25 protein-coding genes, 2 tRNA genes and 1 other RNA gene are annotated in these 25138 nt (G+C 48.5%); 22 read left to right on the top strand and 6 right to left on the bottom strand.

The window, feature by feature from the left end; translation table 11 throughout:
• Positions 1-278 precede the first annotated feature (278 nt).
• Genes BM082_RS17475 through BM082_RS17465 form a run of 3 tightly spaced genes read right to left on the bottom strand, consistent with a single transcriptional unit; the run spans position 279 to position 3334 of the window.
• The gene (locus BM082_RS17475; RefSeq protein WP_074927961.1) at positions 279-1490 is read right to left on the bottom strand and encodes an FAD-dependent 2-octaprenylphenol hydroxylase; all 1212 of its coding nucleotides are present in this window, start codon (positions 1488-1490) and stop codon (positions 279-281) included.
• The gene (gene ubiH / locus BM082_RS17470; protein ID WP_074927959.1) at positions 1490-2725 is read right to left on the bottom strand and encodes a 2-octaprenyl-6-methoxyphenyl hydroxylase; all 1236 of its coding nucleotides are present in this window, start codon (positions 2723-2725) and stop codon (positions 1490-1492) included. Before ubiH ends, BM082_RS17475 begins: the two co-directional genes overlap by 1 nt.
• Positions 2726-2758: 33 nt before the next feature.
• Positions 2759-3334 carry a YecA/YgfB family protein gene (locus BM082_RS17465; protein ID WP_017011836.1) on the bottom strand — a complete coding sequence of 192 codons (576 nt, stop codon included), beginning with the start codon at positions 3332-3334 and terminating at the stop codon, positions 2759-2761.
• Positions 3335-3617: 283 nt separating this feature from the next.
• On the opposite strand from BM082_RS17465, the gene zapA reads away from it, so the two are divergent.
• From zapA to serA, 5 genes are all read left to right on the top strand, one after another.
• Positions 3618-3926 carry a cell division protein ZapA gene (gene zapA / locus BM082_RS17460; RefSeq protein ID WP_017011837.1) on the top strand — a complete coding sequence of 103 codons (309 nt, stop codon included), beginning with the start codon at positions 3618-3620 and terminating at the stop codon, positions 3924-3926.
• 13 nt (positions 3927-3939) lie between these two features.
• Positions 3940-4124: non-coding RNA, 6S RNA (ssrS, locus tag BM082_RS17455), on the top strand.
• A gap of 38 nt (positions 4125-4162) precedes the next feature.
• Positions 4163-4765, top strand: coding sequence for a 5-formyltetrahydrofolate cyclo-ligase (locus tag BM082_RS17450; protein WP_074927957.1), 603 nt, complete (start codon positions 4163-4165; stop codon positions 4763-4765).
• A 140-nt stretch (positions 4766-4905) separates the two neighbouring features.
• A complete protein-coding gene (gene rpiA, locus BM082_RS17445; protein WP_017011839.1) occupies positions 4906-5559 on the top strand; it encodes a ribose-5-phosphate isomerase RpiA in 654 nt (217 codons plus the stop codon).
• 241 nt (positions 5560-5800) lie between these two features.
• Positions 5801-7030, top strand: a complete 1230-nt coding sequence (serA, locus tag BM082_RS17440) for a phosphoglycerate dehydrogenase (RefSeq protein WP_017011840.1) — start codon at positions 5801-5803, stop codon at positions 7028-7030.
• A 93-nt stretch (positions 7031-7123) separates the two neighbouring features.
• On the opposite strand, the gene BM082_RS17435 is transcribed toward serA, so the two are convergent.
• Entirely contained in the window at positions 7124-7822 is a 699-nt protein-coding gene (locus BM082_RS17435) for an oxidative stress defense protein (protein WP_017017976.1), read from the bottom strand.
• Between the two features lie 92 nt (positions 7823-7914).
• Entirely contained in the window at positions 7915-8832 is a 918-nt protein-coding gene (locus BM082_RS17430; RefSeq protein WP_074927955.1) for a LysR family transcriptional regulator ArgP, read from the bottom strand.
• 150 nt (positions 8833-8982) lie between these two features.
• Between BM082_RS17430 and BM082_RS17425 the strand changes: the two genes are divergently transcribed.
• The 10 genes from BM082_RS17425 to rpoS all read left to right on the top strand — a co-directional run bounded on the left by BM082_RS17425 (position 8983) and on the right by rpoS (position 16336).
• A complete protein-coding gene (locus BM082_RS17425; protein ID WP_074927953.1) occupies positions 8983-9609 on the top strand; it encodes a LysE/ArgO family amino acid transporter in 627 nt (208 codons plus the stop codon).
• Between the two features lie 6 nt (positions 9610-9615).
• Positions 9616-10122 (top strand): YbaK/EbsC family protein, encoded by a 507-nt coding sequence (locus BM082_RS17420; RefSeq protein ID WP_074927951.1) that lies wholly within the window; start codon positions 9616-9618, stop codon positions 10120-10122.
• A gap of 284 nt (positions 10123-10406) precedes the next feature.
• On the top strand, positions 10407-10679 hold the full coding sequence (gene ftsB / locus BM082_RS17410) for a cell division protein FtsB (protein ID WP_026024720.1): 273 nt from the start codon (positions 10407-10409) through the stop codon (positions 10677-10679).
• Between the two features lie 34 nt (positions 10680-10713).
• The gene (gene ispD / locus BM082_RS17405; RefSeq protein ID WP_017017972.1) at positions 10714-11448 is read left to right on the top strand and encodes a 2-C-methyl-D-erythritol 4-phosphate cytidylyltransferase; all 735 of its coding nucleotides are present in this window, start codon (positions 10714-10716) and stop codon (positions 11446-11448) included.
• A gap of 20 nt (positions 11449-11468) precedes the next feature.
• Positions 11469-11951 (top strand): 2-C-methyl-D-erythritol 2,4-cyclodiphosphate synthase, encoded by a 483-nt coding sequence (ispF, locus tag BM082_RS17400; protein ID WP_026024721.1) that lies wholly within the window; start codon positions 11469-11471, stop codon positions 11949-11951.
• Positions 11944-13002: a tRNA pseudouridine(13) synthase TruD gene (gene truD / locus BM082_RS17395; RefSeq protein WP_074927946.1), complete on the top strand. Its 1059-nt coding sequence runs from the start codon at positions 11944-11946 to the stop codon at positions 13000-13002. The genes ispF and truD overlap by 8 nt, the downstream gene beginning before the upstream one ends.
• Complete coding sequence (surE, locus tag BM082_RS17390; protein WP_017011850.1) at positions 12983-13732, top strand: 5'/3'-nucleotidase SurE; 750 nt, start codon at positions 12983-12985, stop codon at positions 13730-13732. The genes truD and surE overlap by 20 nt, the downstream gene beginning before the upstream one ends.
• 11 nt (positions 13733-13743) lie before the next feature.
• Entirely contained in the window at positions 13744-14364 is a 621-nt protein-coding gene (locus BM082_RS17385; protein ID WP_017011851.1) for a protein-L-isoaspartate(D-aspartate) O-methyltransferase, read from the top strand.
• Positions 14365-14395: 31 nt separating this feature from the next.
• Positions 14396-15298 carry a peptidoglycan DD-metalloendopeptidase family protein gene (locus BM082_RS17380; protein WP_074927944.1) on the top strand — a complete coding sequence of 301 codons (903 nt, stop codon included), beginning with the start codon at positions 14396-14398 and terminating at the stop codon, positions 15296-15298.
• Between the two features lie 54 nt (positions 15299-15352).
• On the top strand, positions 15353-16336 hold the full coding sequence (rpoS, locus tag BM082_RS17375) for an RNA polymerase sigma factor RpoS (RefSeq protein ID WP_017011853.1): 984 nt from the start codon (positions 15353-15355) through the stop codon (positions 16334-16336).
• A gap of 127 nt (positions 16337-16463) precedes the next feature.
• Here the strand turns inward: rpoS and mutS are convergent, their stop codons facing one another.
• Positions 16464-18998 carry a DNA mismatch repair protein MutS gene (gene mutS, locus BM082_RS17370; protein ID WP_074927963.1) on the bottom strand — a complete coding sequence of 845 codons (2535 nt, stop codon included), beginning with the start codon at positions 18996-18998 and terminating at the stop codon, positions 16464-16466.
• A 151-nt stretch (positions 18999-19149) separates the two neighbouring features.
• On the opposite strand from mutS, the gene pncC reads away from it, so the two are divergent.
• The 7 genes from pncC to BM082_RS17335 all read left to right on the top strand — a co-directional run bounded on the left by pncC (position 19150) and on the right by BM082_RS17335 (position 25138).
• Positions 19150-19638 (top strand): nicotinamide-nucleotide amidase, encoded by a 489-nt coding sequence (gene pncC / locus BM082_RS17365; RefSeq protein WP_017011855.1) that lies wholly within the window; start codon positions 19150-19152, stop codon positions 19636-19638.
• Positions 19639-19762: 124 nt separating this feature from the next.
• The gene (recA, locus tag BM082_RS17360) at positions 19763-20812 is read left to right on the top strand and encodes a recombinase RecA (protein WP_017011856.1); all 1050 of its coding nucleotides are present in this window, start codon (positions 19763-19765) and stop codon (positions 20810-20812) included.
• On the top strand, positions 20809-21261 hold the full coding sequence (locus BM082_RS17355) for a regulatory protein RecX (RefSeq protein WP_425285241.1): 453 nt from the start codon (positions 20809-20811) through the stop codon (positions 21259-21261). Before recA ends, BM082_RS17355 begins: the two co-directional genes overlap by 4 nt.
• 175 nt (positions 21262-21436) lie before the next feature.
• Positions 21437-24019, top strand: coding sequence for an alanine--tRNA ligase (gene alaS / locus BM082_RS17350; RefSeq protein ID WP_074927940.1), 2583 nt, complete (start codon positions 21437-21439; stop codon positions 24017-24019).
• A gap of 480 nt (positions 24020-24499) precedes the next feature.
• Complete coding sequence (gene csrA / locus BM082_RS17345) at positions 24500-24697, top strand: carbon storage regulator CsrA (RefSeq protein WP_017011859.1); 198 nt, start codon at positions 24500-24502, stop codon at positions 24695-24697.
• Positions 24698-24910: 213 nt separating this feature from the next.
• Positions 24911-25002 (top strand) — tRNA-Ser (locus BM082_RS17340).
• A 59-nt stretch (positions 25003-25061) separates the two neighbouring features.
• Positions 25062-25138: transfer RNA gene (locus BM082_RS17335), tRNA-Arg, on the top strand.

Below are 25138 nucleotides of genomic sequence, written 5' to 3'. Positions count from 1 at the left end.
AACGGTCTGAAAGAAGTTAAAGGCCAAGCGTAATCGCTTAGCACTTCATTCAGTCGGCGATACGCTGATTTAGATATGAAAACGGCTCCCTCGGGAGCCGTTTTTTTTGAAAGCAGATTAGAGAAAGAGCAGGTGCGAGATTCGAGAAAGAGCGGGTAGATCAAAGAAAGTGCTGGATTCCAGATGGAGTAGCACTCACTCTAGAAAACTCGAAACTCGAAACTCGAAACTCGAAACTCGAAACTCGAAACTCGAAACTCGAAACTCGAAACTCGAAACTATTTCTTCGCCAGCTTCGGCAAATCCCCACTTAATCCCAATGCACGCTTAATAAACTGTGTCTTAATGCCCGGTAGCGTCGCTGCGGCCATCAAACCAATACCACGAATCAATTTTTTCGCTGGGTTTTCACCGGCAAACAAATCTCTGAATGCCTGCATAGCGGCAATCATTTGAGCGGCTTCGGTTTTACGCCAGCGTTCAAACGCGCGCAGGTTTGCTTTCTCGCCGATGTCTTTGCCTTCATCGTGAAGACGCAGGATTTCTTGAGCAAGCGAAGCGGCATCGAGTAAGCCAAGGTTAACGCCTTGGCCTGCAAGCGGGTGAATGGTGTGGGCGGCATCACCAATTAAGGCAACATGCTCAAGCACGAAGTCTCGTGCATAACGCATTTTTAGTGGGAAAGCCGTGCGTTCACCTTCGACGGTACAGAGGCCGAGTTTCAGATCAAACGCTGCACTGAGTGCTTTGTTGAACTCTTCGTCTGACAGATTGCAGCGCGTATCGGCAAGCTCTGGTGATTGAGACCACACGATAGAGCAAAGGTGTGGGTCTGAGAGCGGCAAGAAGGCCAATGGGCCATCAGGTGTGAAGATTTGACGTGCAACGCCACCATGAGGCTCTGCGGTGCGAATATTGGCGACGAGTGCATTGTGCCCATAATCCCAATGCGTGAGTGGGATAGAGAGCTGGTTGCGCACCCATGAGTTTGCGCCATCTGCACCCACTACCAATTTGGCGGTGATGGCGTTGCCTGAATCTAGGGTCAACCACGCTTCGGTTTCACCGAACATCATGCTGGCGCATTTGTCGGGGCAAAAGAGCGTCACATTATGCTGCTGTTTGACTTTATCGAGCAGGGCGAGCTGAATGACGCGGTTTTCGACAATGTAGCCAAGGTTGGGTTGCCCCAAATCCATGGCGTCAAATTCGATGGATGCAAAGCTGTCTTGTTCCCACACGGACATTTTTTGATATGGGCTGTTTCGACGATTAAGAATACCGTTCCACGCGCCAATGTTTTTCAAAATGCTTTCGCTTGCGCGGCTGAGGGCAGATACACGCAGGTCGGGTAGGGTGTCGAAATCTGTGTTGGGGGCATTGCCTTCAATGATGGCAATGCGCAAATCGCTGTCTTCCAATGCAGCAGCGAGGGTGAGCCCTACCATGCCGCCACCAATGATCGCGATATCAAAGTTCGTCATTTTCATTATCGTTCTACTAATCCCATCGCGCGTTGCAGTAAAGGCGCTTTTAATCCTTGGAATACAGACATACTGGCTAACCCGAGATTTCGACCAAGCGCGAGTGGTGCTGAAGTGTTTGAAAAACCGTGTACCAGGCCAGACGTCATCGCGACAGTGTTATCGCGATCCGGTGTTCTGCGGCGTTGGTAACGCAGCAAGGTGCTGATGTCGCCACAATCTTGGTTGCGTTTAAATGCTGTGGTGATTTCTTCTGCCAATGACACGACATCACGCAGCCCAAGGTTAAAGCCTTGTCCCGCAATCGGGTGTAGCGTCTGGGCGGCATTGCCCACAACGGCGACACGATGACTGATTAGCGTGTTGGATTGGCGCAAAATCAACGGATACATATTGCGTTTACCCACATGAAGCAGATGACCGAGACGCCAACCAAAAGCTCGCTGTAAGGCAGCGAGGAAGGCATGATCGCTAAGGGCTAATAAATCAGGAGCATCTTCTGGTGGAACGCACCATACGAGCGAACTGCGCCCTTCTGACATTGGTAAGAGTGCGAGCGGGCCTGATGCGGTGAAACGTTCAAATGCACGGCCTTGATGTGGCAGGGTAGTCGTGATGTTCGCAATCAGAGCGACTTGTTGGAAGTCATGCGCATGACGCTCAATGCCTACCATGTCACAGCACGAAGAGGTTGCGCCATCGGCGGCCACCAGCAATTTTGTATGCAGTGTTTGACCGTCGTTTAAGGTCAGCGTCACGCCTTCTTGCGTGCGGTCAATCGTCGAGACCATGGCTGGGCAGAACAGCGTGACACCTTTGGCGTCTTCTAAAGCGCGATGAAAAACACGTCCTGCATCGGCCAGTTCAATGACATTGCCTAGGAAGGGGAGGCCTTCTTTGTCAGCATGCATTTCCGTTAACCCAAAATGGCCTTGGTCGGAGACGTGAATGTTCTTAATGGATGTAGCAAATGGAGAAAGGGTGTGCCAAATGCCAATGCGTTCAAGCAAGTCGCAACTGCCGTAAGACAGTGCAATACTTCGGGCATCGTAACCGGGGTGCGCATTGTCTGGAATGGCTGCTTCTACCACCGCCACGGACAAGCCAGTTTGCGTGTAGTGTTCAATGGCAAGTGCAAGTGTTGCCCCTGCCATTGCGCCACCCACGATCACAACATCATACGTCGATGTTGTACTGGATGTATCTTTTGACGCAGATGTTGACGGCGTACTGGCATCCATTCCTAGGTGTTCTCCATCCTAAATAACGTGAAATCAATGAAGTGTTGGTTTGCTGTCTTCGTCGTTACTTGGCTTAAGACCCAATTCTGCATGTAACGTCATGGCACATACGCGAACGTGCTCGATCACTTGTTCGAACAGCAGCGCTTGCTCTTCCATGTCACCGTCTTCATCGATGCCGAGTTGGGCGATTTCTGCTAAATCTGCCAGTACTTCTTTGCCATCTTCAGACAAAGCGCCAGACGTTACACCCACCACACCGATACCTGCGATAAACGCACTGACCCATTCCGTTAGGGCGTCACCGCGGTCAAGCAAGTTTTGGCTGTCCGCAGGAAGCAACAATTCAAAATCCAAGTCTTCGCCAGTCAATTGCTCAGACGCTTGTTGCACACAAGTTGCCGCCAAGCCTTTTGATTGAATTGGCCAACCTTGACCGTCATTGGTGTAGTCGTACAGCATGGGTGCCCAATTACCGAGCGCAGGATCTAAACCACCACACAGCATGCCAGATAGAAGGCCATGCATTTCTGCGGGGGTTACCGCTAAGCTGTCTGATGACAGCGTTGCTGTGATAGTGCTGTATTCGGGTAAAGTTACTTGGGTCACGTTGGGTCACCTTGAATGCCATTAATTCTCTGTTGTATGCTACCACTTCCCAGAATGTCGAAGAACATCTCGTAATAAAAAGTCGCTCACATGCTGAGTTATTTATAATACAGGGGTTGGAATTGCTCTGATTTTCATCACATTGATGACTTTTCGACTGTTCAGTGCGTCGAGTGGCAATCAACAATAGGATAGACTTGAAGTTTAACCTGCCATTTCCTATAGTTTGTGCCCGTTACGTCAGGGTGCGACATCGCGCTTTGAAGGGAGCTCAAAAAAGATTATGACTACGCAGGCTGTTGAAATTCAAATTCTTGGAAAAACCACGCGGGTGAATTGCCCAGCAGGTCAGGAGCAGTCTCTTACTGAGGCGGCAAATGACTTTGATCAGCGGTTGCATGAATTGTCTGAGCGCACTAAAGTAACGAATACAGAGCAACTGCTCACTATCGCCGCTTTGAACCTTTGCTATGAACTTCGTGAAGAACGAAAGCAAAGCGTTAGCGATACGAGCGAAATGGAACAGCGCATCATGCTGTTACAACAAACGATTGAAGAGGCGTTGTTAAAACACAGCGCGTCGAAAGCCTAAGGGCTGCACCCGTTTGACCCTGGAGTGTACGTCAGTGGATCTATGTCCCTGAGCCGATAAGCAAATTTAAGGATGTGTCGTTATTGGGCTATTGAGCAAGCTCGGCTCGTACCGAGAAGCCTACGGTCTGTTCTTCATATCCGCCTTGAACCGCAGGGTTCAAGGGCTGACGATCCCCAACGGCACTCCGGGGCCATCCCTTTCTACACCATCTCGCTTTACGGCAAGGACAGCCGATGCAAGAGACATCCCCTTCAATGATTCAACGCGCTGCGTTGAGAAAATCTATCCGCGCTAAGCGACAAGCATTATCGCAAGACCAACAACACCAGGCTGCTGCCGCTCTTCTCGCGCACTTCCAATCTGTCGATGATATCCAGCGCGCACAAAAGGTTTCGCTCTATTTGTCTGTTGATGGTGAATTGGATACGACGCCACTGATCGAACATTGCTGGTCTTTGAACAAAGACGTATATTTGCCTGTTATTCACCCGTTCAGCAAAGGCAACCTCCTGTTTCTTCATTACCACCCTAAGACTGAGCTTGTGCCTAATCGCTTTGGTATTTTAGAACCTAAGTTAGACGTGCGAGATGTGCTGCCTGCGCATCGGCTTGATGTGATTTGCACTCCGCTCGTGGCGTTCGATAGAACGGGGCAGCGCTTGGGCATGGGGGGCGGTTACTATGACAGAACGTTAGCCCCTTGGTTTAATGCACAGCAGGGCGCTAAACCCATTGGCCTCGCTCATGATTGCCAGCAAGTTGACGCCTTACCCGTTGAAGCATGGGATGTCCCGCTACCGAAAATAATGACGCCATCTCGCGTGTGGACATGGTGACGCTTGTTCATCATTTCTGTCACCTTTTAACCGCTGAATAGAACGGGATCTCGCACCGGAAAAAGCTGCGCGCGTTGCGTCTCGATCTGTATAATCATCGGCATATTTCCCCTACGAATCCAAATTAGCAGGAGACTCTCATGACTCAGGATGAAATGAAAAAAGCGGCTGGCTGGGCTGCATTAGAATATGTTGAGAAAGACAGCATTGTGGGTGTCGGTACTGGCTCAACAGTGAATCATTTCATTGATGCTTTAGAGACAATGAAAGATCAAATCAAAGGCGCGGTATCTAGTTCTGTCGCTTCTACCGAACGTCTTGAGAAGATTGGTATCCCTGTGTTTGATGCAAACGAAGTCGCGTACTTGGATATTTATGTTGATGGTGCGGATGAGATCAATCCAACCAACGATATGATCAAAGGCGGTGGTGCAGCACTTACGCGTGAAAAGATTGTCGCGGCCATTTCTAAGAAATTTATTTGCATCATTGATGACACCAAGAAAGTGGATGTCATGGGAAGTTTCCCTCTTCCTGTTGAAGTGATCCCGATGGCCCGTTCATATGTGGGTCGTGAGCTTGTTAAATTGGGGGGTGATCCTTGCTACCGCGAAGGTTGCATCACAGATAACGGCAATGTCATCCTTGATGTACACAACCTTGAAATCACGGATGCCAAGGCGCTAGAAGACAAGATCAATGCTATTGCAGGTGTTGTTACTGTGGGTCTTTTTGCAAACCGTGGTGCAGATGTTGTGCTCGAAGGCACGCCAAACGGTGTTGTAAAAAGCTAAAAATTCTTTAGCTTGCAAGCCTTTAGCTTTTCACTTTTTTTGATGGTTTAGCCAAACGTTTGCGTCTAAGTAACTCAATAAGTTAGCGGTGCTATTTTGGCACCGCTTTTTTTCGCTTATATGACGTAATATTCTTACCCTTTCTGAATACTTTTTGTTACCTTAGTCACTAATTAATGCCATCTGGATGGCGAAAACCGATTTTCTAGTTCTGGTTTTGTTTTTAAGGATGAGATTTCCCATGGCTAAAGTGTCACTTGAAAAAGACAAAATAAAAATCCTTCTTCTTGAAGGTGTTCACCCATCTGCTCTAGAAGTGCTTCAAAGCGCTGGTTACAGCAATATTGAATATCACAAAGGTTCATTAGCGGGCGAAGAGCTCGAGAAAGCCATTGAAGATGCTCATTTTGTTGGTATTCGCTCCCGTACTCAGCTTACTGAAGACGTTTTCCAAAAAGCGAAGAAGCTTATTGCTGTTGGTTGTTTCTGTATTGGTACCAACCAAGTTGATCTTACTGCTGCAGCGAAGCGTGGTATTCCTGTTTTTAACGCCCCATTCTCCAATACACGTAGCGTTGCTGAATTAGTGTTGGGTGAAATTCTTTTGCTGCTTCGTGGCATTCCTGCCAAAAACGCAGCAGCACACCGCGGCGACTGGATCAAATCAGCAGACCGTTCATTCGAAGCGCGTGGTAAAAACCTTGGTATCATCGGTTACGGTCACATTGGTACGCAATTGGGTATCTTGGCTGAAAACTTGGGTATGCGCGTTTACTTCTATGACATTGAAAACAAGCTGTCTTTGGGTAATGCAACCCAGGTGGCGTCGATGTCAGAATTGCTGAACAAGAGTGATGTGATCACTTTGCACGTGCCTGAAACGGATTCAACGCAAGACATGATGGGCAGCGAAGAGTTTGCTCGCATGAAGCCTGGTGCGATTTTCATTAACGCAGCGCGTGGCACAGTGGTTGATATTGATGCACTTTGCGGAGCACTTGAAAGCGGTCACATTGGTGGTGCGGCAGTGGATGTTTTCCCTACTGAGCCAAAAACCAACAGCGACCCATTTGAATCTCCATTGCAAGCGTATGACAACGTGATCCTTACGCCACACATCGGTGGTTCTACGCATGAAGCGCAGGAAAACATCGGTATTGAAGTGATCGGCAAGATGGTGAAGTACTCAGACAATGGTTCAACACTGTCTTCTGTTAACTTCCCTGAAGTGTCACTCCCAGAGCATTCTGGTACATCGCGTTTGCTTCATATTCACGAAAACAGACCTGGTATCCTGACAAAGATCAACACCATCTTTGCCGAGGAAGGTATCAACATCGCAGGTCAGTACCTGCAAACCAATGCTGAATACGGTTATGTTGTGATTGACGTCGAAACTGAGCATTCAGAGAAGGCGCTTAAGAAGCTAAAAGCGATCGAAGGGACACTTCGTTCACGTATTCTTCACTGATTCACTTGTTTGTTCCCCCAACAAACAGCCCAAAGGCCGCGAAAGCGGCCTTTTTTCTATGTCGAATTTTTTCACACTGTGTGTTGCGCAGTGTTACTCGGAGAGCGCAAATACCACTTCAACACGGTCACGAATGGTGATTTCAGCGTCCATGTACGACGCATTGGCGTTTTCAGCTTGTGCCATGCGCATGGCGACGGGGCGAATTGGGTTCTGATCCATGTAGCGGATTTCCCAAACACCGTTAAGGGTTTCACCGAAACCAGACGCGAGCGATTCAGCCTTCGCTTTAGCATCTTTAATGGCGGCCATACGGGCTTTCTCTTTCAGTTCAGCTTCTTTGCTCGATGAGAACGAAATGCCATTCACACGGTTAACACCGTCGCTCAGTGCGCCATCAAGAATACTGTTCAACATCGTCAGCTCTGAAATGGTCACTGACACATTGCGGCTTGCGCGGTAGCCCGTTAGCTTCGGTTCAGCATTTTTCGGGTAGCTGTATTGAGGCTGCAAAGACAAGTTAGCGCTTTCAACGTCTTTCTTATCGATCCCCATTTTGTCGAGGCGGTTGAGCAATGCCGTGATGGCATCGTCAGAGGCTTTCTTCGCCGCTTTTGCAGACGTGCGCGTGAGCGAAACAGCAACCTGAATGTTTGCAGTATCTGGTGTTGCGATAACTTCGCCAATCCCGACGGTTTCTAAATGCGGAAACTCAGGTGTTGCAGCAGAAGCAACAGGAGAAGAAAGCGCGACAGTCGCGCCAATCAGTGTAGCAATCAGATGCTTTTTCATTGAAATGCTTCCATTAAGTGATGAGTCAGCGGTATGACCACGTTTCTCGGTAAAATATCCCGATGATGATAAAAGATGTTGGCGGTTGCACATTATGCCAACACGTTACGCGCATAACGTAAGCATGCTTCCGTCATGTCTGCCAGCACGCCACCTTCGGTACTAAAGTGATGCCAATAGAGTTGGCGAGTGACGCCATCTCCCGGACACAGATCGACAAGTTCCCCCGTGCTTAACTCTTGCTCAATTTGAAGACGTGGAATCAAGCAGTAAGCGACGCCCAATTTCGCCATTTTCACAAACGCTTCAGATGAGCGAACCATATGACTACGCCAGCCTACGGTAGGAAGATTGAAACGCTCAGAAACGAACAGAGTGTGCATATCATCTAGGCGATCGAAGACCACTGCTGGGGCTTTGCTCACGGTTTCTGCATTCATGCCATTGGGGAAAAAGCGCGCTTTGAACTCTGGTGTAGATACACACAAGTATTCCATTTTCCCAAGGTACTGCGCTGAACATCCATGCAGAGGGTTAGGTTCGGTGCTGATGGCAACGACCGCTTCCCCTGACCGGATCCGATTCAGGCTTCGCACCTCATCACCCACAATCAAGCTAAGTTCCAGCGCTTGTGCTTTCATGAGCGGCGTTAACGCAGGTAAAAGCCACGTGGCGAGGCTGTCGGCATTCGTTGAAATGGGCACGGTAACAGCACTGGATTGGCCTTCCGGCATTAATTCTGGGATCAACTCTTGCTCTAAAAGCTGAACGCGTTGGTGAAGGCCAAGTAACTTTCTTCCAATGGCGGTGGGTTGTGGCGGGTTTTCTCTGATCAAAACCGGCTGTGCAACCAGCTTTTCAAGTTGTTTGATGCGCTGAGACACCGCCGACTGGGTGATGAAAAGCGTATCTGCTGCTTTTTCAAAACTGCCATTGGCGATAACTGCATCCAGCGCGGCAACCCAACGGTAATCGAGTCCTTTCGTTCCTTTGACCTTAAAATTTGTCAGCCACTAAGGGCTGCATTTACGACGACATGACGGTGTGTTTACAAATATTAGTCACTCTAATGTAGCATTAAATTTATTAGTTTTACTTACGATGATGCCCCCCTTATCGTGTGGCTTCAGTCAATGCCGAAGTCAGAAGGATGTCGATTCATGAGCAGCACCATTATTCTCCAAGGGTTCGGCTTAGGGCTGAGTATGATCATTCCGATCGGTGCACAAAATGCCTATGTGCTTAACCAAGGAATACGTCAGCATCACCATGTCGTGACGGCGACGATTTGTTTTCTTTGCGATGCCATTTTGATTGCGCTAGGGATCTTTGGTGGCGGTGCCATGTTGGCAAGCAACGAGTTACTGCTGAATGTTGTCACAATTGGCGGGGTGGCTTTTCTCGTGACGTACGCCCTACAATCACTGTATCGCGCTTGGAAAGGTGAGAAAGACGATATGCCAGAAGGAGATCATGTTAGTCGAAGAAGTATGATCGCTGTTGTGCTCGGTGCACTTGCGGTTACTGTTCTCAACCCTCATGTGTATCTTGATACCGTGGTGGTTTTAGGGTCGATTGGCGGTCAGTTTGAGCCTTCACAGCGTATCGCGTTTGCAATAGGCACGGTGCTCGCGTCTTTTGTGTGGTTTTATGGCATTTCTTTAGGCGCGGCGAAAATGTCGCCTTTACTGTTACGTCCACGTGTTCGTCAAGCGATTGATATGTTGGTGGCAGCGATGATGCTCTACGTCGCGTTCTTATTGATGCAAAAATGGTTAGCGGGGTGACAAGGAATGAACCAAGAAACGCTCAAGGACATTTTCCAGCGTAACGTATCGCTCATGAAAGCGTGTGGCGTAACGTACGAGCAGTGGCAGCATGAGCCTATCTTAGATTTTGACACTGATCTAAGGGTCGGGGAGCGTTTAGGCTGGACGGCAATGCCCACCAAGAGTTTGTTTCTTCGTTTTAAGTCCGGCGATTTTGCACTGCTTCTTACGCACAAAAACGCACGTTTAGACGCGAAGCGTGTGAAGGCGTTGATGGGGCAACGACCCTCCATTGCGTCTGATGATGAAATGATGGCGGCCATTGGTTGTGTGCCGGGGGCAGTGTGTCCGTTTGGCTTGCCAGAAAGTATCCATGTTATTTTGGATGAAAGTCTGCTGACCTTTGAGTCATTGATGTACACACCGGGATTGCCTGAGTTCACTTTTGCGTTTCCTGCCGCTAATTTAATGGCTTTACTCGATGCACTCCCTAACCGTATTTTGCGTTTGCCTGTAGTGGAAAGTCACTAATCCTCAATGGGTTATGCTTTCGTCACGAGAGCAACCTCTAATAACGTATGCATTACACGCGACACGGCTATCGATTTCTTCATCTCCTCCTTTATCCCGCACAGAATGCCTGACCTCAGTGTGAGGCAGAGTGTCCAATTTGTTGATATCTGCATGATTGTCTTTGCCATTGCTGGTGTGAAAGAGGCGAATGTGGGATTATTACTGACTACTATTGAAGAATATTTCTGTATTAGCGCATCATTCGATAAACCATGTGCAGGTGACGTAGGGAGGTCAATCCAGTGCGAATGTTAACACTCAGCTTATTCGTGTTATTTGGTTGGCTTCAGTATCACTTGTGGTGGGGCAAGAACGGCATGACGGATTACCTCGAAGTGAGCGCTGTGTCTGAATTGGCCATTCAAGCGAATGACAAACTCCACCAACGCAATCAACAGATGTATGCAGAAATAGCCGATCTCAAACGCGGGCAAGAAGCGATTGAAGAGCGAGCTCGCAATGAGCTGGGAATGATCAAACCGGGAGAAACCTTCTTCCGTATCGTCAACGATTAACCCTCGCCCGCCTTTACAAAAAACGAAGAGAATCATGAATACCCCGGCCAGTGATGAAAAAGCGCGTGCGTCACACACTCCCGTATCTGACGTGGTAGCGATTGTGCCTGCCGCAGGGGTAGGAAAGCGCATGCGTGCCGCTTGCCCGAAACAATACCTCACCATCAATGACAAAACCTTGCTTGAGCATACGGTGCACTATTTGTTGGCGCACCCATCTATCTCTCAAGTGGTTGTTGCTATTGGTGCGGAAGACGAATATTTCCAAGACACGTCATTAGTGAATGATGAACGTGTGATTGTGACAACGGGCGGTAGAGAACGCGCGGATTCTGTACTTGCAGGCCTGAAAGTGACGAATGCGACATGGGTGATGGTGCATGATGCAGCCAGGCCTTGTGTTCGTCACGACGATATTGATGCGCTCATCTTGGCAGCAACAGAACATGAAGACGGCGCGCTATTGGCCAGTCCGGTGCGTGACACCATGAAACGTGGTAATCGCGAAAACGGTGTTGATAGCACGGTGTGCCGTGAACAACTTTGGCATGCCTTGACGCCACAGATGTTTAAGCGTGAGTCCCTGTTTACAGCTTTGGAATCTGCGCTTGCACGTTCTCTCGCGGTAACCGATGAAGCGTCCGCCATTGAGTTTGCGGGTGGCTCACCGAAATTAGTGGTGGGGCATGCAGATAACATTAAAGTCACTCAACCTGAAGATTTGGTATTAGCCGCGTTTTTCCTAACACAACGTGCTACACAGGGTTGAGATAAAGAGGACAAATTATGATGCGTATTGGACACGGTTTTGACGTTCACAAGTTTGGTGGTGAAGGCCCGGTCATTATTGGCGGTGTCGCCGTGCCTTATGAGCAAGGTTTGATTGCGCATTCTGACGGTGATGTCGCACTACACGCAGTGTGTGATGCATTGCTAGGTGCCATTGCTGCAGGCGATATTGGTCGCCATTTCCCTGATACAGACGCGGAGTGGAAAGGGGCCGATAGCCGTTTTCTACTTCGTGACGTTTACGCAAAAGTGAAAGCGAAAGGATACATTCTCGGTAACCTTGACGTGACCATCATGGCGCAAGCGCCAAAAATGGCACCGCACATTGATGCAATGTGTGCGGCTATCGCGCAAGACCTCGAAACGGACATCAGCAATATTAATGTGAAAGCGACTACCACGGAGCGCCTTGGCTTTACTGGCCGAAAAGAGGGCATTGCTTGTGAAGCGGTAGTCATTATCCGCAAGGAATCCTATGACTGATGTAATGCACTCGCTGGCTTACCAACATGGTAAACCGACAGCGACAGGTCGTTTAAAAGCCCAACCTGAACACTTTTTTGTCAGTGAAACTCTTGATTTTACCCCTGCCGGTCACGGTGAACATTTTCTTGTTCGCATTCGTAAAATCGGTGAAAACACCAAGTACGTTGCCAATGAACTGGCAAAGGCATGTGGGGTGAAATCTCGCGATGTGAGCTGGGCAGGTCTTAAAGATCGCCACGCTGTTACCGAGCAATGGTTTAGCGTTCACTTGCCAGGGCAAGATGACCCTGACTTGACTGAATTTGTTGATACCCATGAAGGTGTCGATGCCATTCTTGAAACGACGCGTCACGACAAAAAATTGCGCCCAGGTGATTTGATCGGTAACCGCTTCTCGCTAGTGATCACAGATTTTACTGGTGATGCCGCGATAGACGCGCGTCTAAGCAACATTCGCGACAAAGGTGTACCAAACTATTTTGGCAGCCAGCGATTTGGCCGTAACGGTAACAACGTTGTTTCAGCCCGTGAATGGGGACAAGATAAATTTCGCGTCCGCGACAAAAGCAAGCGCAGTTTCTATTTGTCTGCCGCACGCTCATACATGTTTAACCAAGTGTTGTCGGCTCGTATAGAGCAAGGCATGACGCACACGCCAATGCGCGGCGATATGCTGATTGATGACACTGAACACCTTAAATTGGTGCTAGATACCGATAAAGCGACTGAGCTGCTTGAAAAAGGCCACTGGTTAATTTCAGGCCCAATGACCGGTGACAACGCGTTACCGACAGAAGCTGATGCGCGAAAATTTGAGCAAAACATCATTGATCAGGAACCTGATTTGCTGGCGGTTATTCGCAGCAACCGCATGCGCCATGACCGCCGTGCACTGATGTTGTTTCCGCAAGAAATGGAATGGACGTGTGAAAAAGACACGTTAACAGTCTCATTCTCATTGCCTGCAGGTAGCTTTGCGACAGCAGTCATGCGAGAAGTGATTGAGGAATCAATGGATGAAGAATTCGATGCACATTCTGATCAGTAATGACGATGGCGTATTTGCCGAAGGGATTAATGTATTGGCAGAGGTTCTGTCAGACATCGCAACGGTGACTGTGGTAGCGCCAGATCGCAACCGTTCGGGTGCGTCTAATTCACTGACGCTTGAAAACCCGCTTCGCATTCGCCAAGTGGGTGAGCGTCGCTACGCGGTACAAGGAACACCAACCGACAGCGTGCACATTGCGCTAAACGAATTGGTGAAAGAAGACGTCGATTTCGTGATCGCAGGCATAAACCATGGCGCGAACCTCGGTGATGACGTGCTTTATTCCGGCACTGTTGCGGCGGCGACGGAAGGCTTCTTCCTTGGTGCACCAGCGATTGCTGTTTCATTGTGTGGTTCTACGCACTTTGCTACAGCGGCTGAAGTGGTGAAGCAAGTGGTATTGGGTGACAAAACACAGCCCTTACCGCGCAACCGAATTTTGAACATTAACGTGCCTGATTGTGCGCTGAATGAACTACAAGGTTGGCAAGTCACTCGCCTAGGCGCAAGACACCGTGCTGAAGGTATGATCCGAGAAAAAGACCCAAGAGGTCAGGATATCTTATGGATTGGCCCTCCGGGCGCGACGCAAGATGCAGGCCCCGGCACGGATTTCTATGCCATTGAAAATAAATGTGTCTCTTTAACACCCCTACAAGTCGATTTAACAGCGCATGATACCTTGGATGCGTTGTCGCAATGGGTTAGCTCCACGACGAATAATTAAGGATATTATTAGTGAATTATTCGCATTCACTTATTCAACTATTGCAACAACAAGGGATCACTGACGCAAACGTGCTCGATGCTATCAGCCGTCTACCTCGTCATGTGTTTGTCTCTGAAGCGATGGCGCATCAAGCCTACGACAACAATGCCTTACCGATTGGTTTTGGACAGACTATCTCTCAGCCCTACATTGTGGCAAAGATGACAGAGTTGTTAAATCTGACACATAGCAGTCGTGTACTCGAAGTAGGAACAGGATCGGGCTTTCAGACATGTGTGCTAGCGCAACTGGTTGAGCATGTTTATTCTGTGGAGCGAATTAAGCAGCTGCAAATGGTTGCCAAGCGTCGTTTTAAACAGTTTGAACTTTATAATATTTCGACCAAGCACGGTGATGGCTGGCAAGGATGGGCAAGCAAAGGGCCTTTTGATGCAATCATTGTGACAGCGGCCGCAGCAAGCATGCCTAAAGCGCTGTGTGAACAGCTTGCCGATGGTGGGACATTGATCGTACCCGTTGGTGAAACAGAACAAGTTTTGTACAAAGTAATGCGTAATGGCGATGAGTTTGAAACAACAGCAATTGAAGCTGTGCGTTTCGTCCCACTTGTCGCTGGTGATTTGGCTTAGGTATCGTCAAGTGGTTGGGGATTAAATTCGGTTGAAAGTTCTACTTTTTCTTTCATTGCTGGCATTTCTCACTGCTTGTACGGTTTCAAGTCCGGCACCTGTTTCGAGTGTTGGACCTGACTATGGTGAAATTGAGCGCGGAAGCTTTAGAGGCAGCTATTACGAGGTCCAGAAAGGCGACACCCTGTACTATATTGCATACGTCACGGCCAGAGATGTAAAAGAAATCATTAGTGCAAACAACCTCAAAGAACCGTACACCATCTTCCCCGGCCAAAAGCTAAACTTATGGAAGCAAAAGTACGTCCCGCCTACGTATGGCAAGAAATCTCAGGTTCCTGTAGTACCCATTGTGCCGGCTGCACCGCCACCAATACCCGTAACAGCATCATCGTCTAAATCAGCAGAAAAGAATCAAAAAAACGCTCCGCAAATTAAGTCTGGAACCAGTTCTCAGAACAAGAAATCGGTTGAACAGCAAAAAGCGAAGGAGTACAGTCAAGCTGTAACAAAAAATAAACCATCTGTTGAAAAAGCTGCTAACAAGCCCGAAACGCAAAAAGCGATTTCTTGGCAATGGCCTGCTCGCGGACGCGTCGTCTCTGGTTTTTCTAGTTCTGAATTAGGGAATAAAGGTATCGATATCGCCGGTAAGCGAGGTCAAAGCATTCATGCATCAGGCGGTGGAAAGGTTGTGTATGCGGGCAACGCGTTACGTGGATACGGCAATTTAATCATCATTAAACATAACGATGATTACCTAAGCGCTTATGCACATAACGACCGCATTTTTGTTTCGGAACGACAGAGCGTCAAGAAGGGGCAAAAAATAGCTTCGATGGGTAGCTCTGGTACGAACAGTGTCCGGTTGCACTTTGAGATACGTTATAAGGGAAAATCGGTTAATCCGTTGAGGTACTTGCCCAAACGGTAGACCGTGACAGTTTTGCTGTACTGTCTTGCTTGCTACGCCAAATTGGGAGGCGCTATGAGTCAGAATAATACTGCAAAGAAAGTCGAGGACTTGGTAGTCGACGAAGCTGAAATGGAACAAATTGAAACTGACGCTGAGGTTGAAACAACCGAAGAAGCTGAAGCTGAAGAATCCGTATCCTTCGCGGCATCATCCAAAGCTTTGGATGCAACGCAACTCTACCTTAGCGAAATTGGTTATTCTCCTCTGCTTACTGCAGAAGAAGAAGTCCTATATGCACGACGCGCATTGCGCGGTGATGAAGCTGCTCGCAAACGCATGATCGAAAGTAACTTGCGTTTAGTGGTTAAGATCTCTCGCCGTTATTCAAACCGTGGTCTTGCTCTGCTTGATCTGGTTGAAGAAGGTAACCTTGGTCTTATCCGTGCGGTTGAGAAGTTTGACCCAGAACGTGGGTTCCGTTTTTCAACGTATGCGACATGGTGGATCCGCCAGACAATCGAACGTGCAATCATGAATCAGACGCGTACCATTCGTCTGCCTATTCATGTTGTGAAAGAGCTGAATGTTTACCTGCGTACTGCACGTGAACTTGCACAGAAGCTCGATCACGAACCAACTGCAGAAGACATCGCATTTCAACTGGATAAACCAGTCGAAGATGTGAACCGTATGCTTCGTCTTAACGAACGTATTAGTTCGGTCGATAACCCTATCGGCGGTGACTCTGAAAAAGCACTTCTTGATATCATCCCTGATGAGAAAGAAGGTGGCCCAGAGAGCACAACACAAGACGATGACATGAAGAAGTCTATCGTGCACTGGTTACAAGAACTAAACCCGAAACAACGTGAAGTACTAGCGCGTCGCTTTGGCCTATTGGGTCATGAAGCATCAACGTTAGAAGACGTAGGTCGTGAGATTGGTTTGACACGTGAACGCGTTCGTCAAATTCAGGTTGAGGGTCTCAGGCGTCTTCGTGACATGCTTACGCACCAAGGTTTGAACATCGAATCGTTGTTCAATACTGAGCACTAAGCAGTCCGAACTTTATGTTAGAGAGGTTGTGAACACTGCGCCAAAACACAGTTTGAAGCACATTTTATGTGTTCGCAAAAAAGCCCCATTGTCTGGGGCTTTTTTTTGTCAGCGTGTTTGTGGGTTTTTATCCGCTAATGGCTTTGAGCATGTAAAGCGCATCGAGTGCCTGACGCGGGGTTAGGTTATCTGGCTCAATGTCAGCAAACGCTTTTTCCATCTCGCTCAATTCTGGCAGCAATGACAGTTGCGTTGCAGGCACATGGCTGTGTTCACCAGTGACGACTTCATGTCCACTTGCTTCAAGTTGACGCAGCTTGGTTTTCGCTCGCTGAATCACGGTTTTCGGCACTCCAGCCAAACTTGCCACTGCAAGACCATATGATTTGCTTGCTGCACCTTCTTGAACGGCATGCATGAAAGCAATCTCATCGCCGTGCTCAACGGCATCTAAGTGGACGTTGACTAAGCCATCAACCTGACCCGATAGCTCTGTGAGTTCAAAATAGTGGGTGGCGAATAACGTCATGGCTTTGAGTCTTTCAGCCAACCATTCTGCACTTGCCCATGCTAACGAAAGACCGTCATAAGTACTGGTGCCTCGACCAATTTCATCCATCAATACCAAACTGTTCTCTGTGGCGTTGTGAAGGATGTTTGCCGTCTCGGTCATTTCAACCATAAAGGTCGAGCGGCCAGAAGCGAGATCGTCTGATGCCCCAATACGCGTGAAGATGCGATCAACGGGACCCATGGTGACGGACTCTGCAGGCACGTAAGAGCCAATATGCGCCAATAGGGTAATCAGCGCCGTTTGACGCATGTATGTCGATTTACCTCCCATGTTCGGGCCTGTAATGATTAACATACGGCGACGTGGATGCAGCATCGTTGGGTTGGCAATGAAAGGTGCATCTAGCACTTGTTCAACAACAGGGTGACGACCGCCAGCAATGTCGATTCCACGCGTGTCTGTCAGTGTTGGACGGCAGTAGTTCAACGTCTCAGCGCGTTCGGCAAGGTTAGCCAGCACATCCATTGACGAGAGGGCATCGGCAGCACGTTGCAACGTTTCTAAATGCGGAAGCAATTGGTCGAACAGCTCTTCCCACAGCTTTTTCTCGAGTGCGAGGGCTTTTGATTTGGAATTGAGGACTTTGTCCTCATGTTCTTTCAACTCAGGGATGATGTAGCGTTCTGCATTTTTCAGTGTCTGACGGCGAACATAATATGGCGGTACAAGGTGACTTTGTCCGCGACTGACTTGAATAAAGAAGCCATGAACCTGATTGAAGCCGACCTTTAAGGTGTCGATGTCATGACGCTCTCGCTCGCGCTTTTCAAGCTCATCAAGATAGCGAGTTGCGCCATCTGCAAGCTCACGCCATTCATCCAACTCTGCGTTATATCCAGGGGCGATAACGCCACCGTCTCGAATAACAACTGGCGGCGCTTCAACCACGGCACGCTCAAGCAAGGCAGTGAGTTCAGGCATCGGCGTGGCGGCTTGTTTTAGCGGGATGATCGCATTATCTGTCAGTTCATCAAGCAGTGTTTCGATGTCGGGCAGCTGTTGCAAGGCACCGCGTAATCTTGCCATGTCGCGAGGGCGTGCAGAGCGAAGCGCCAAGCGCGCCAAAATACGCTCCATGTCACCCACTGGGCGAAGAGTGGCAGCAAGTTCAACATAGAGGCCCGATACTTTCAGCGCTGTAATCGCATCAAGTCGGTCATTCACCATCTCGACGTTTCTGATGGGTTGATGCAACCAGCGTTTAAGCAGACGGCTGCCCATGGCGGTGGTGGTTTTATCAAGGACGGATGCCAAGGTGTTCTCTAACCCGCCTGAAAGGTTTTGGGTCAGTTCGAGGTTGCGTCGCGTCGCGGCATCTAAGATCACCGATTGATCTTTGTTTTCTTTCACCAAAGAACGAATGTGTGGCAGGGCAGTACGCTGGGTGTCTTTAATGTATTGCATCAAGCAGCCCGCAGCAGCCAAACCTAGACTACAATCTTCAACACCAAAACCCACTAAGTCTCGCGTGCCAAACTGTTGATTAAGCTGCTGCTTTGCGGTGTCGAGGTCGAATTCCCAAATGGGACGACGACGACTCCCTTTGCTCATCTCTGTCAGTGTATGGTGCGTGAAATCTTCTGGATAAAGTAACTCGGCAGGGCGAGTGCGTTGCAATTCCGCGGCCATTTCTTCTTCGGTGGAAGGTTCACTCAATAAAAAACGACCAGAGGTGATATCTAGTGTGGCGTAACCAAAACGATCACCGCGAGAGAAAATCGCAGCCAGCAAGTTATCGACGCGTTCATTCAATAACGCTTCATCAGAGACCGTGCCCGGCGTGATGATACGGACAACCTGACGCTCAACTGGACCTTTGCTGGTGGCAGGATCGCCAATTTGTTCACAAATCGCGGCGGATTCTCCAAGCTGAACCAGACGTGCGAGGTACCCTTCGACAGAATGGTAGGGTACGCCAGCCATCGGAATAGGCTCACCTGCAGACGCGCCACGTTTTGTGAGTGAGATATCGAGTAATTGCGATGCGCGTTTTGCGTCGTCATAGAAAAGCTCGTAGAAATCACCCATCCGATAGAAGAGAAGCTCTTCGGGATGTTGCGCTTTTAGTTTGTGATATTGCTGCATCATCGGAGTGTGATTTGCTGTTGCTTGTTCTGTCACGGTTTGGCCTGCAAAATTACAAAGGATAGGGATTAGGTAATAAGGATACGTGAATCGCTGCGAAGCGGTAAAGTATACTTATTGCGATGGCGAGCAAATGAGGCCAATAGAGAGAACGATGGAGCAATTAATTAAACTGGCGACGCAGGTTGGTGAGCGACTGAAAGCTTCTGGCGAGACGGTGACCACAGCGGAATCTTGCACGGGCGGCGGTATCTCATATTTTTTGACAGAAGTGGCGGGAAGCTCCGCATGGTTCGAGCGTGCATTTGTTACCTACAGCAATGATGCCAAACATGAACTGGTCGGCGTAAAGCAAGAAACGTTAGCGGCATACGGTGCGGTGAGTGAAGAGGTTGTCGCAGAAATGGCGGCAGGTGCATTGAAAGCGGCGAACGCAGATTATGCCTTGGCCGTGAGTGGTATTGCTGGCCCTACAGGTGGAAGTGACGATAAGCCCGTTGGCTTAGTCTGCTTTGGTTGGGCGACAAAATTAGGGGTTGTGACTGAAACCTGTTTGTTTGATGGAGATAGGCATGTCATTCGTTTCAATACCATCGCCCATAGCTTATGTCGTTTGCAGTCTTATTTAGAAAGCCAAAAATAAGAGCGGCGACACGAAAGGAAAGAAAAAGTTTGCACAGGGCTAGACACTGTATAAATGGACAGTATACTTAGCAGCAATTGATGAACAGTTATCTGAACGAATATTGCTTCCGTTGGAGAATCAAATGGACGACAACAAACAGAAGGCGCTTGCCGCGGCCCTAGGCCAAATTGAAAAACAATTCGGTAAAGGATCGATCATGCGTCTAGGCGATGATCGCACCATGGACATTGAAACAGTATCAACTGGCTCTTTGTCATTGGATATCGCGTTGGGAGCGGGTGGCTTGCCATTCGGTCGTATTGTTGAAATCTATGGCCCTGAGTCTTCAGGTAAAACAACCCTGACACTTCAAGTGGTCGCGGAAGCACAAAAAGCAGGTAAAACCTGTGCGTTTATCGATGCGGAGCACGCACTAGACCCTGTTTATGCGCGTAAGCTAGGCGTTGATATCGATAACCTTCTCGTTTCTCAGCCTGATACGGGTGAGCAAGCGCTTGAAATCGCAGATGCACTGACACGTTCAGGTGCAGTTGACGTTATCATCATTGACTCCGTCGCGGCATTGACGCCAAAAGCGGAAATCGAAGGTGAGATGGGCGACTCTCACATGGGTCTGCAAGCACGTATGCTTTCTCAAGCAATGCGTAAGCTGACTGCGAATATCAAAAACAGCAACACGCTAATGATCTTCATTAACCAAATCCGTATGAAGATTGGTGTGATGTTCGGTAATCCCGAAACCACCACAGGTGGTAACGCACTGAAATTCTACGCGTCAGTTCGTCTTGATATTCGCCGTATCGGCTCTATCAAAGAAGGCGACGAGATCGTAGGTAACGACACGCGTGTTAAAGTGGTGAAGAACAAGATTGCTGCACCATTTAAACAAGCAGAATTCCAAATCATGTACGGCGAAGGTATTAACCTTTATGGCGAACTGATTGACTTGGGCGTTAAGCACAAGTTAGTTGAGAAAGCCGGTGCATGGTATAGCTACAACGGCGACAAGATTGGTCAAGGTAAAGCGAATTCTTGTAAGTTCTTGAAAGAAAACCAGCACCTAGCCAAAGAGCTTGATAAGACACTGCGCGACATGTTGCTACAAAGCGCAACGTTGAGCGAAGAAGACGCGAAAAATAAAGAAGAGCAGCCAGAAGGCGAAGCGTTCTGAGTTTAACTGCACGAGAAAAAGCGGTGGGCCTTTTGGCCCGCCGTGACCATTCAGAACTGGAGCTTCGTCAGAAATTGGCGCAGAAACAGTACCCCTCTGAAGACATTGATACCGCCATAGAGCACTGCTTTTATCATGGTTGGATCGATGACAAACGTTTCGCAGAGAGTATGCTTCGACAAGGTGTTCTAAAAGGGCATGGCTGGCAGCGCATTTGCTTTGACGCAAAACGAAAAGGCATTTCAACGCCGCTATTAGAAACCGCACAAGAAAATCAACAACACGATTGGTACGCGCTTGCGAAAGAGTTGGCGGTTCGACGATTTGGTGATTACGACGGTGTCTTACCGGAAGCAGATTTCAAACAACGTTCAAAGTGGATGCGTTACTTACAAAGTCGCGGATTTAACTTCGATCAAATTAATTACGCGTTATCCTCTTCTGACTGACTTCTCTATCAATAAACGCAAAAAACTACCCTGACAGCGCCCACACGACGCGCAAACTTCTCTCCGCCTCTTTTCGCAACTGGTCAGGTTGTTTACAATGGCTCTCAACTGACTCTAGTCAATCGCACCGAAAGCGATTTAGTTGCTACTACAACCCCAATTTCAGGATTAGCCAATGTACATGAGCACCGACGAGATCCGCATAGCGTATCTTGAATTCTTTGAAAGCAAAGGGCACCAAATCGTGCCTAGCTCATCGCTTGTACCTGCAAACGACCCGACGCTGTTGTTTACAAACGCAGGTATGAACCAGTTTAAAGATTGCTTCCTTGGTGCTGAAAAACGCGCCTATACGCGTGCAACCTCAGCACAACGCTGTGTACGTGCCGGTGGTAAGCATAACGACCTGGAAAACGTGGGCTTCACTGCCCGTCACCACACTTTCTTTGAAATGCTGGGTAACTTCAGCTTCGGTGACTACTTCAAAGAAGATGCTATCAACTACGCTTGGGAATTTCTGACTGACGTTTTGAAACTACCAAAAGAAAAACTGATGGTAACGGTTTACGAAACGGATGATGAAGCCTTTGCGCTTTGGAATGAAAAAATTGGCATTCCAGCAGACCGTATCGTACGCATTGGCGATAAAGAAGGTGGTAAACCTTTTGAGTCAGACAATTTCTGGCAAATGGGTGACACGGGTCCATGTGGCCCATGTACTGAAATCTTCTATGATCACGGCGATCACATCTGGGGTGGTCCTCCAGGCTCACCAGAAGAAGATGGCGATCGTTACATCGAGATCTGGAACAACGTATTCATGCAGTTCAACCGTCAAGCCGATGGCACGATGGAACCACTGCCAAAGCCGTCCGTTGATACCGGTATGGGTATTGAACGTATTGCTGCAATCATGCAGGGCGTTCACTCAAACTACGAAATCGACATCTTCCAAACGTTGATTAAATCAGCGGCAGACGTGATTGGCTATGATGATCTGTCTAACCAATCCCTGCGCGTTGTTGCTGACCACATTCGCTCTTGTGCGTTCTTAATTGTTGATGGTGTGATGCCGTCAAATGAAGGCCGTGGCTATGTACTGCGTCGTATCATTCGTCGTGCAGTTCGTCACGGTAACAAGCTTGGCGCGAAAGGTTCTTACTTCTACAAGCTTGTTGGTCCATTGGCAGAGATCATGGGTACCGCTGGCGAAGAGTTGAAGAAGCAGCAAGCATTGGTTGAGAAAGTGCTAAAGATTGAAGAAGAGAACTTCGGTCGTACACTCGAGCGCGGCATGGCCATACTTAATGAAGCACTTGAAAACTTGGAAGGCGATGTGCTTGATGGCGAAACCGTCTTTAAGCTTTACGATACATACGGCTTCCCAGCGGATCTGACCAACGACGTTGCTCGTGAACGCAATTTGTCGATTGATGAAGAAGGCTTTGAAGTTGCGATGGAAGCACAGCGTCAGCGTGCGCGCGAAGCTGGCCAATTTGGTACTGACTACAACGCGGTTATCAAAGTAGACAACAGTTCTGCGTTTACTGGTTACGGTGAAACGCAAGGTAACGGCCTTATTACCGATATCTTTGTTGACGGTATGTCGACCGAAGCGCTTGCGACGTCTGACGAAGCGGTCATCATTCTTGACCAAACACCCTTCTATGCAGAATCAGGTGGTCAATGTGGTGATGCTGGCTTCCTAATGACGGAAGCGGGCAAGTTCGAGGTTGTTGACACGCAAAAGTATGGATCGGCGATCGGTCACCGCGGTAAGTTGGTAGACGGTACCTTGTCTGTTGGTGATAACGTTGACGCGAAAGTGAATGCAGAGCGTCGTCAAGCGATTGCGCTAAACCACTCAGCAACGCACTTGTTGCATGAAGCACTGCGCATTATTCTCGGTGACCATGTTCAACAGAAAGGATCTTTGGTGCGTGCTGAAGGTCTACGTTTTGACTTTTCTCACCTTGAAGCAGTGAAAGCTGAAGAGCTACGTGCCGTTGAGAAAATGGTGAACGAGCAAATTCGTCTTAACCATGATGTGTCGACTGAACTGATGGGTATTGACGCTGCTAAAGCAAAAGGCGCAATGGCACTGTTTGGTGAGAAATATGACGATGAAGTTCGCGTATTGACCATGGGCGATTTCTCTATTGAACTTTGTGGTGGTACTCACGCAAACCGCACTGGCGATATCGGTATGTTGAAACTGACGTCTGAAGGCGGTATTGCAGCGGGTGTACGTCGTATCGAAGCGGTTACTGGCCAAGGCGCAGAAGAAGCGTTCTACCGTCAGCAGCGAGAGTTCTCACAAAAGGTAAGCGAATCTCAAACTCGAGCGAAAGCATTGGAGAAAGAAATTCAGCAGCTTAAAGAGAAACTAGCAGCACAAGAGAGCGCAAGCCTCATCAATAACGTGACTGAAATCAATGGCGTTAAAGTGCTTATCAGCAAGCTTGATGGCGCTGATAGCAAAGCACTTCGCACCATGGTTGATGACCTGAAAAACCAAATGGGTAGCGGTGTTGTTTTCCTTGGTAATGTTGCAGATGACAAAGTGGCGTTAATTGCGGGTGTGACTAAAGACCTGATTGGCAAGGTGAAAGCCGGCGAATTGGTGAACATGGTTGCTCAGCAAGTGGGTGGTAAGGGCGGTGGTCGTCCTGATATGGCGCAAGCAGGCGGCAGTGATGCAGCGGCATTGCCAAACGCACTTGAATCTGTGACGCCTTGGCTGGCGGAGCGCTTGTAAGCGCAAACGACAGCCCAAGCTAGCTGTAAACGATGTCATTAAGGGCCTCCTTTGTAGGCCCTTTTTTGTGATGCGTTTATTATTTGCACTTTGTTTCATTATCTGTATAGTGCATCGCCTTAACGTTTGTAAGGTTTTAATTGAAACCTTATTCACCCGTTTTTAGCTCTATTGGATAATATTTCCTTACCATTTGATGTGTGACACCGTGATCTTCTGGGCACGAGGGTCACATTGTCTGGATTGATTGTGCGAATTCTCATTGGCAAACTGGAGTTGGCCAAAGAAATAAGCCATATTGAGAATCCAGACAGGCGTTGATTGTATTGGCGTAGCGCCTGTTAAAGGATGCTCGCAAGGAAGGAAAGTAGTTGTTAGTCCATCTCGGAGCTTGAGCTGCCGTATGAGTTTACTTCGTGCAGTAAGAAGACCAAACAGACTCAACTAGAAGAAAGTTGTAATTACTCAAGGAGTAGAAGAATGCTGATTTTGACTCGTCGCGTAGGTGAAACGCTGATGATTGGTGATGAAGTCACCGTGACTGTACTGGGCGTGAAGGGCAACCAAGTTCGTATCGGTGTAAACGCGCCGAAAGAGGTGTCTGTGCACCGTGAAGAGATCTATATGCGTATCCAAGCTGAAAAAGGTAACCCTGCACCGACAACAGGTAACTTTTAAGCGACACGCAAATGAAATTCCCTGGAGGCCGATCATTTTAATCGGCCTTTTTGTTATCTTTAGATTGTTCATTTAAAAAGCAATTGAGGGGATTTCTACCCGATATCACTCAAGGTCGGTTGAGAAGTGTGCAAACACATCGTGAGTGCAGGTTTTTATAGATAAAGTGTTTGACATATTTCTGGCTCAAAGTAATATGTGCCTCCGCAAGACGGTGAGGTGGCCGAGAGGCTGAAGGCGCTCCCCTGCTAAGGGAGTATACGGTTTATCCCGTATCGAGGGTTCGAATCCCTCCTTCACCGCCATTATTTTGTTGGTGGTTAGCGATAACAATCAACACGTTTTCTTTAGTAAAGAAAACACTGCGCGTGTAGCTCAGCTGGATAGAGTACCTGGCTACGAACCAGGCGGTCGGAGGTTCGAATCCTCCCACGCGCACCA

Source organism: Enterovibrio norvegicus DSM 15893 (genome assembly GCF_900115495.1).
In the GTDB taxonomy this organism is placed as follows: Bacteria; Pseudomonadota; Gammaproteobacteria; order Enterobacterales; family Vibrionaceae; genus Enterovibrio; species Enterovibrio norvegicus.
The sequence above is the reverse complement of the archived record's forward strand: the minus strand, read 5'-3'. Positions and strand labels throughout refer to the sequence as shown.

Bases quoted from the DNA above. Each gene is read 5' to 3' on its own strand.
- BM082_RS17475 (WP_074927961.1), bottom strand. From the start codon at position 1,490: ATGAAAATGACGAACTTTGATATCGCGATCATTGGTGGCGGCATGGTA.
- ubiH (WP_074927959.1), bottom strand. From the start codon at position 2,725: ATGGATGCCAGTACGCCGTCAACATCTGCGTCAAAAGATACATCCAGT.
- zapA (WP_017011837.1), top strand. From the start codon at position 3,618: ATGACTACGCAGGCTGTTGAAATTCAAATTCTTGGAAAAACCACGCGG.
- BM082_RS17450 (WP_074927957.1), top strand. From the start codon at position 4,163: ATGCAAGAGACATCCCCTTCAATGATTCAACGCGCTGCGTTGAGAAAA.
- rpiA (WP_017011839.1), top strand. From the start codon at position 4,906: ATGACTCAGGATGAAATGAAAAAAGCGGCTGGCTGGGCTGCATTAGAA.
- serA (WP_017011840.1), top strand. From the start codon at position 5,801: ATGGCTAAAGTGTCACTTGAAAAAGACAAAATAAAAATCCTTCTTCTT.
- BM082_RS17435 (WP_017017976.1), bottom strand. From the start codon at position 7,822: ATGAAAAAGCATCTGATTGCTACACTGATTGGCGCGACTGTCGCGCTT.
- BM082_RS17425 (WP_074927953.1), top strand. From the start codon at position 8,983: ATGAGCAGCACCATTATTCTCCAAGGGTTCGGCTTAGGGCTGAGTATG.
- BM082_RS17420 (WP_074927951.1), top strand. From the start codon at position 9,616: ATGAACCAAGAAACGCTCAAGGACATTTTCCAGCGTAACGTATCGCTC.
- ispD (WP_017017972.1), top strand. From the start codon at position 10,714: ATGAATACCCCGGCCAGTGATGAAAAAGCGCGTGCGTCACACACTCCC.
- ispF (WP_026024721.1), top strand. From the start codon at position 11,469: ATGCGTATTGGACACGGTTTTGACGTTCACAAGTTTGGTGGTGAAGGC.
- truD (WP_074927946.1), top strand. From the start codon at position 11,944: ATGACTGATGTAATGCACTCGCTGGCTTACCAACATGGTAAACCGACA.
- surE (WP_017011850.1), top strand. From the start codon at position 12,983: ATGCACATTCTGATCAGTAATGACGATGGCGTATTTGCCGAAGGGATT.
- rpoS (WP_017011853.1), top strand. From the start codon at position 15,353: ATGAGTCAGAATAATACTGCAAAGAAAGTCGAGGACTTGGTAGTCGAC.
- mutS (WP_074927963.1), bottom strand. From the start codon at position 18,998: ATGATGCAGCAATATCACAAACTAAAAGCGCAACATCCCGAAGAGCTT.
- pncC (WP_017011855.1), top strand. From the start codon at position 19,150: ATGGAGCAATTAATTAAACTGGCGACGCAGGTTGGTGAGCGACTGAAA.
- recA (WP_017011856.1), top strand. From the start codon at position 19,763: ATGGACGACAACAAACAGAAGGCGCTTGCCGCGGCCCTAGGCCAAATT.
- alaS (WP_074927940.1), top strand. From the start codon at position 21,437: ATGTACATGAGCACCGACGAGATCCGCATAGCGTATCTTGAATTCTTT.
- csrA (WP_017011859.1), top strand. From the start codon at position 24,500: ATGCTGATTTTGACTCGTCGCGTAGGTGAAACGCTGATGATTGGTGAT.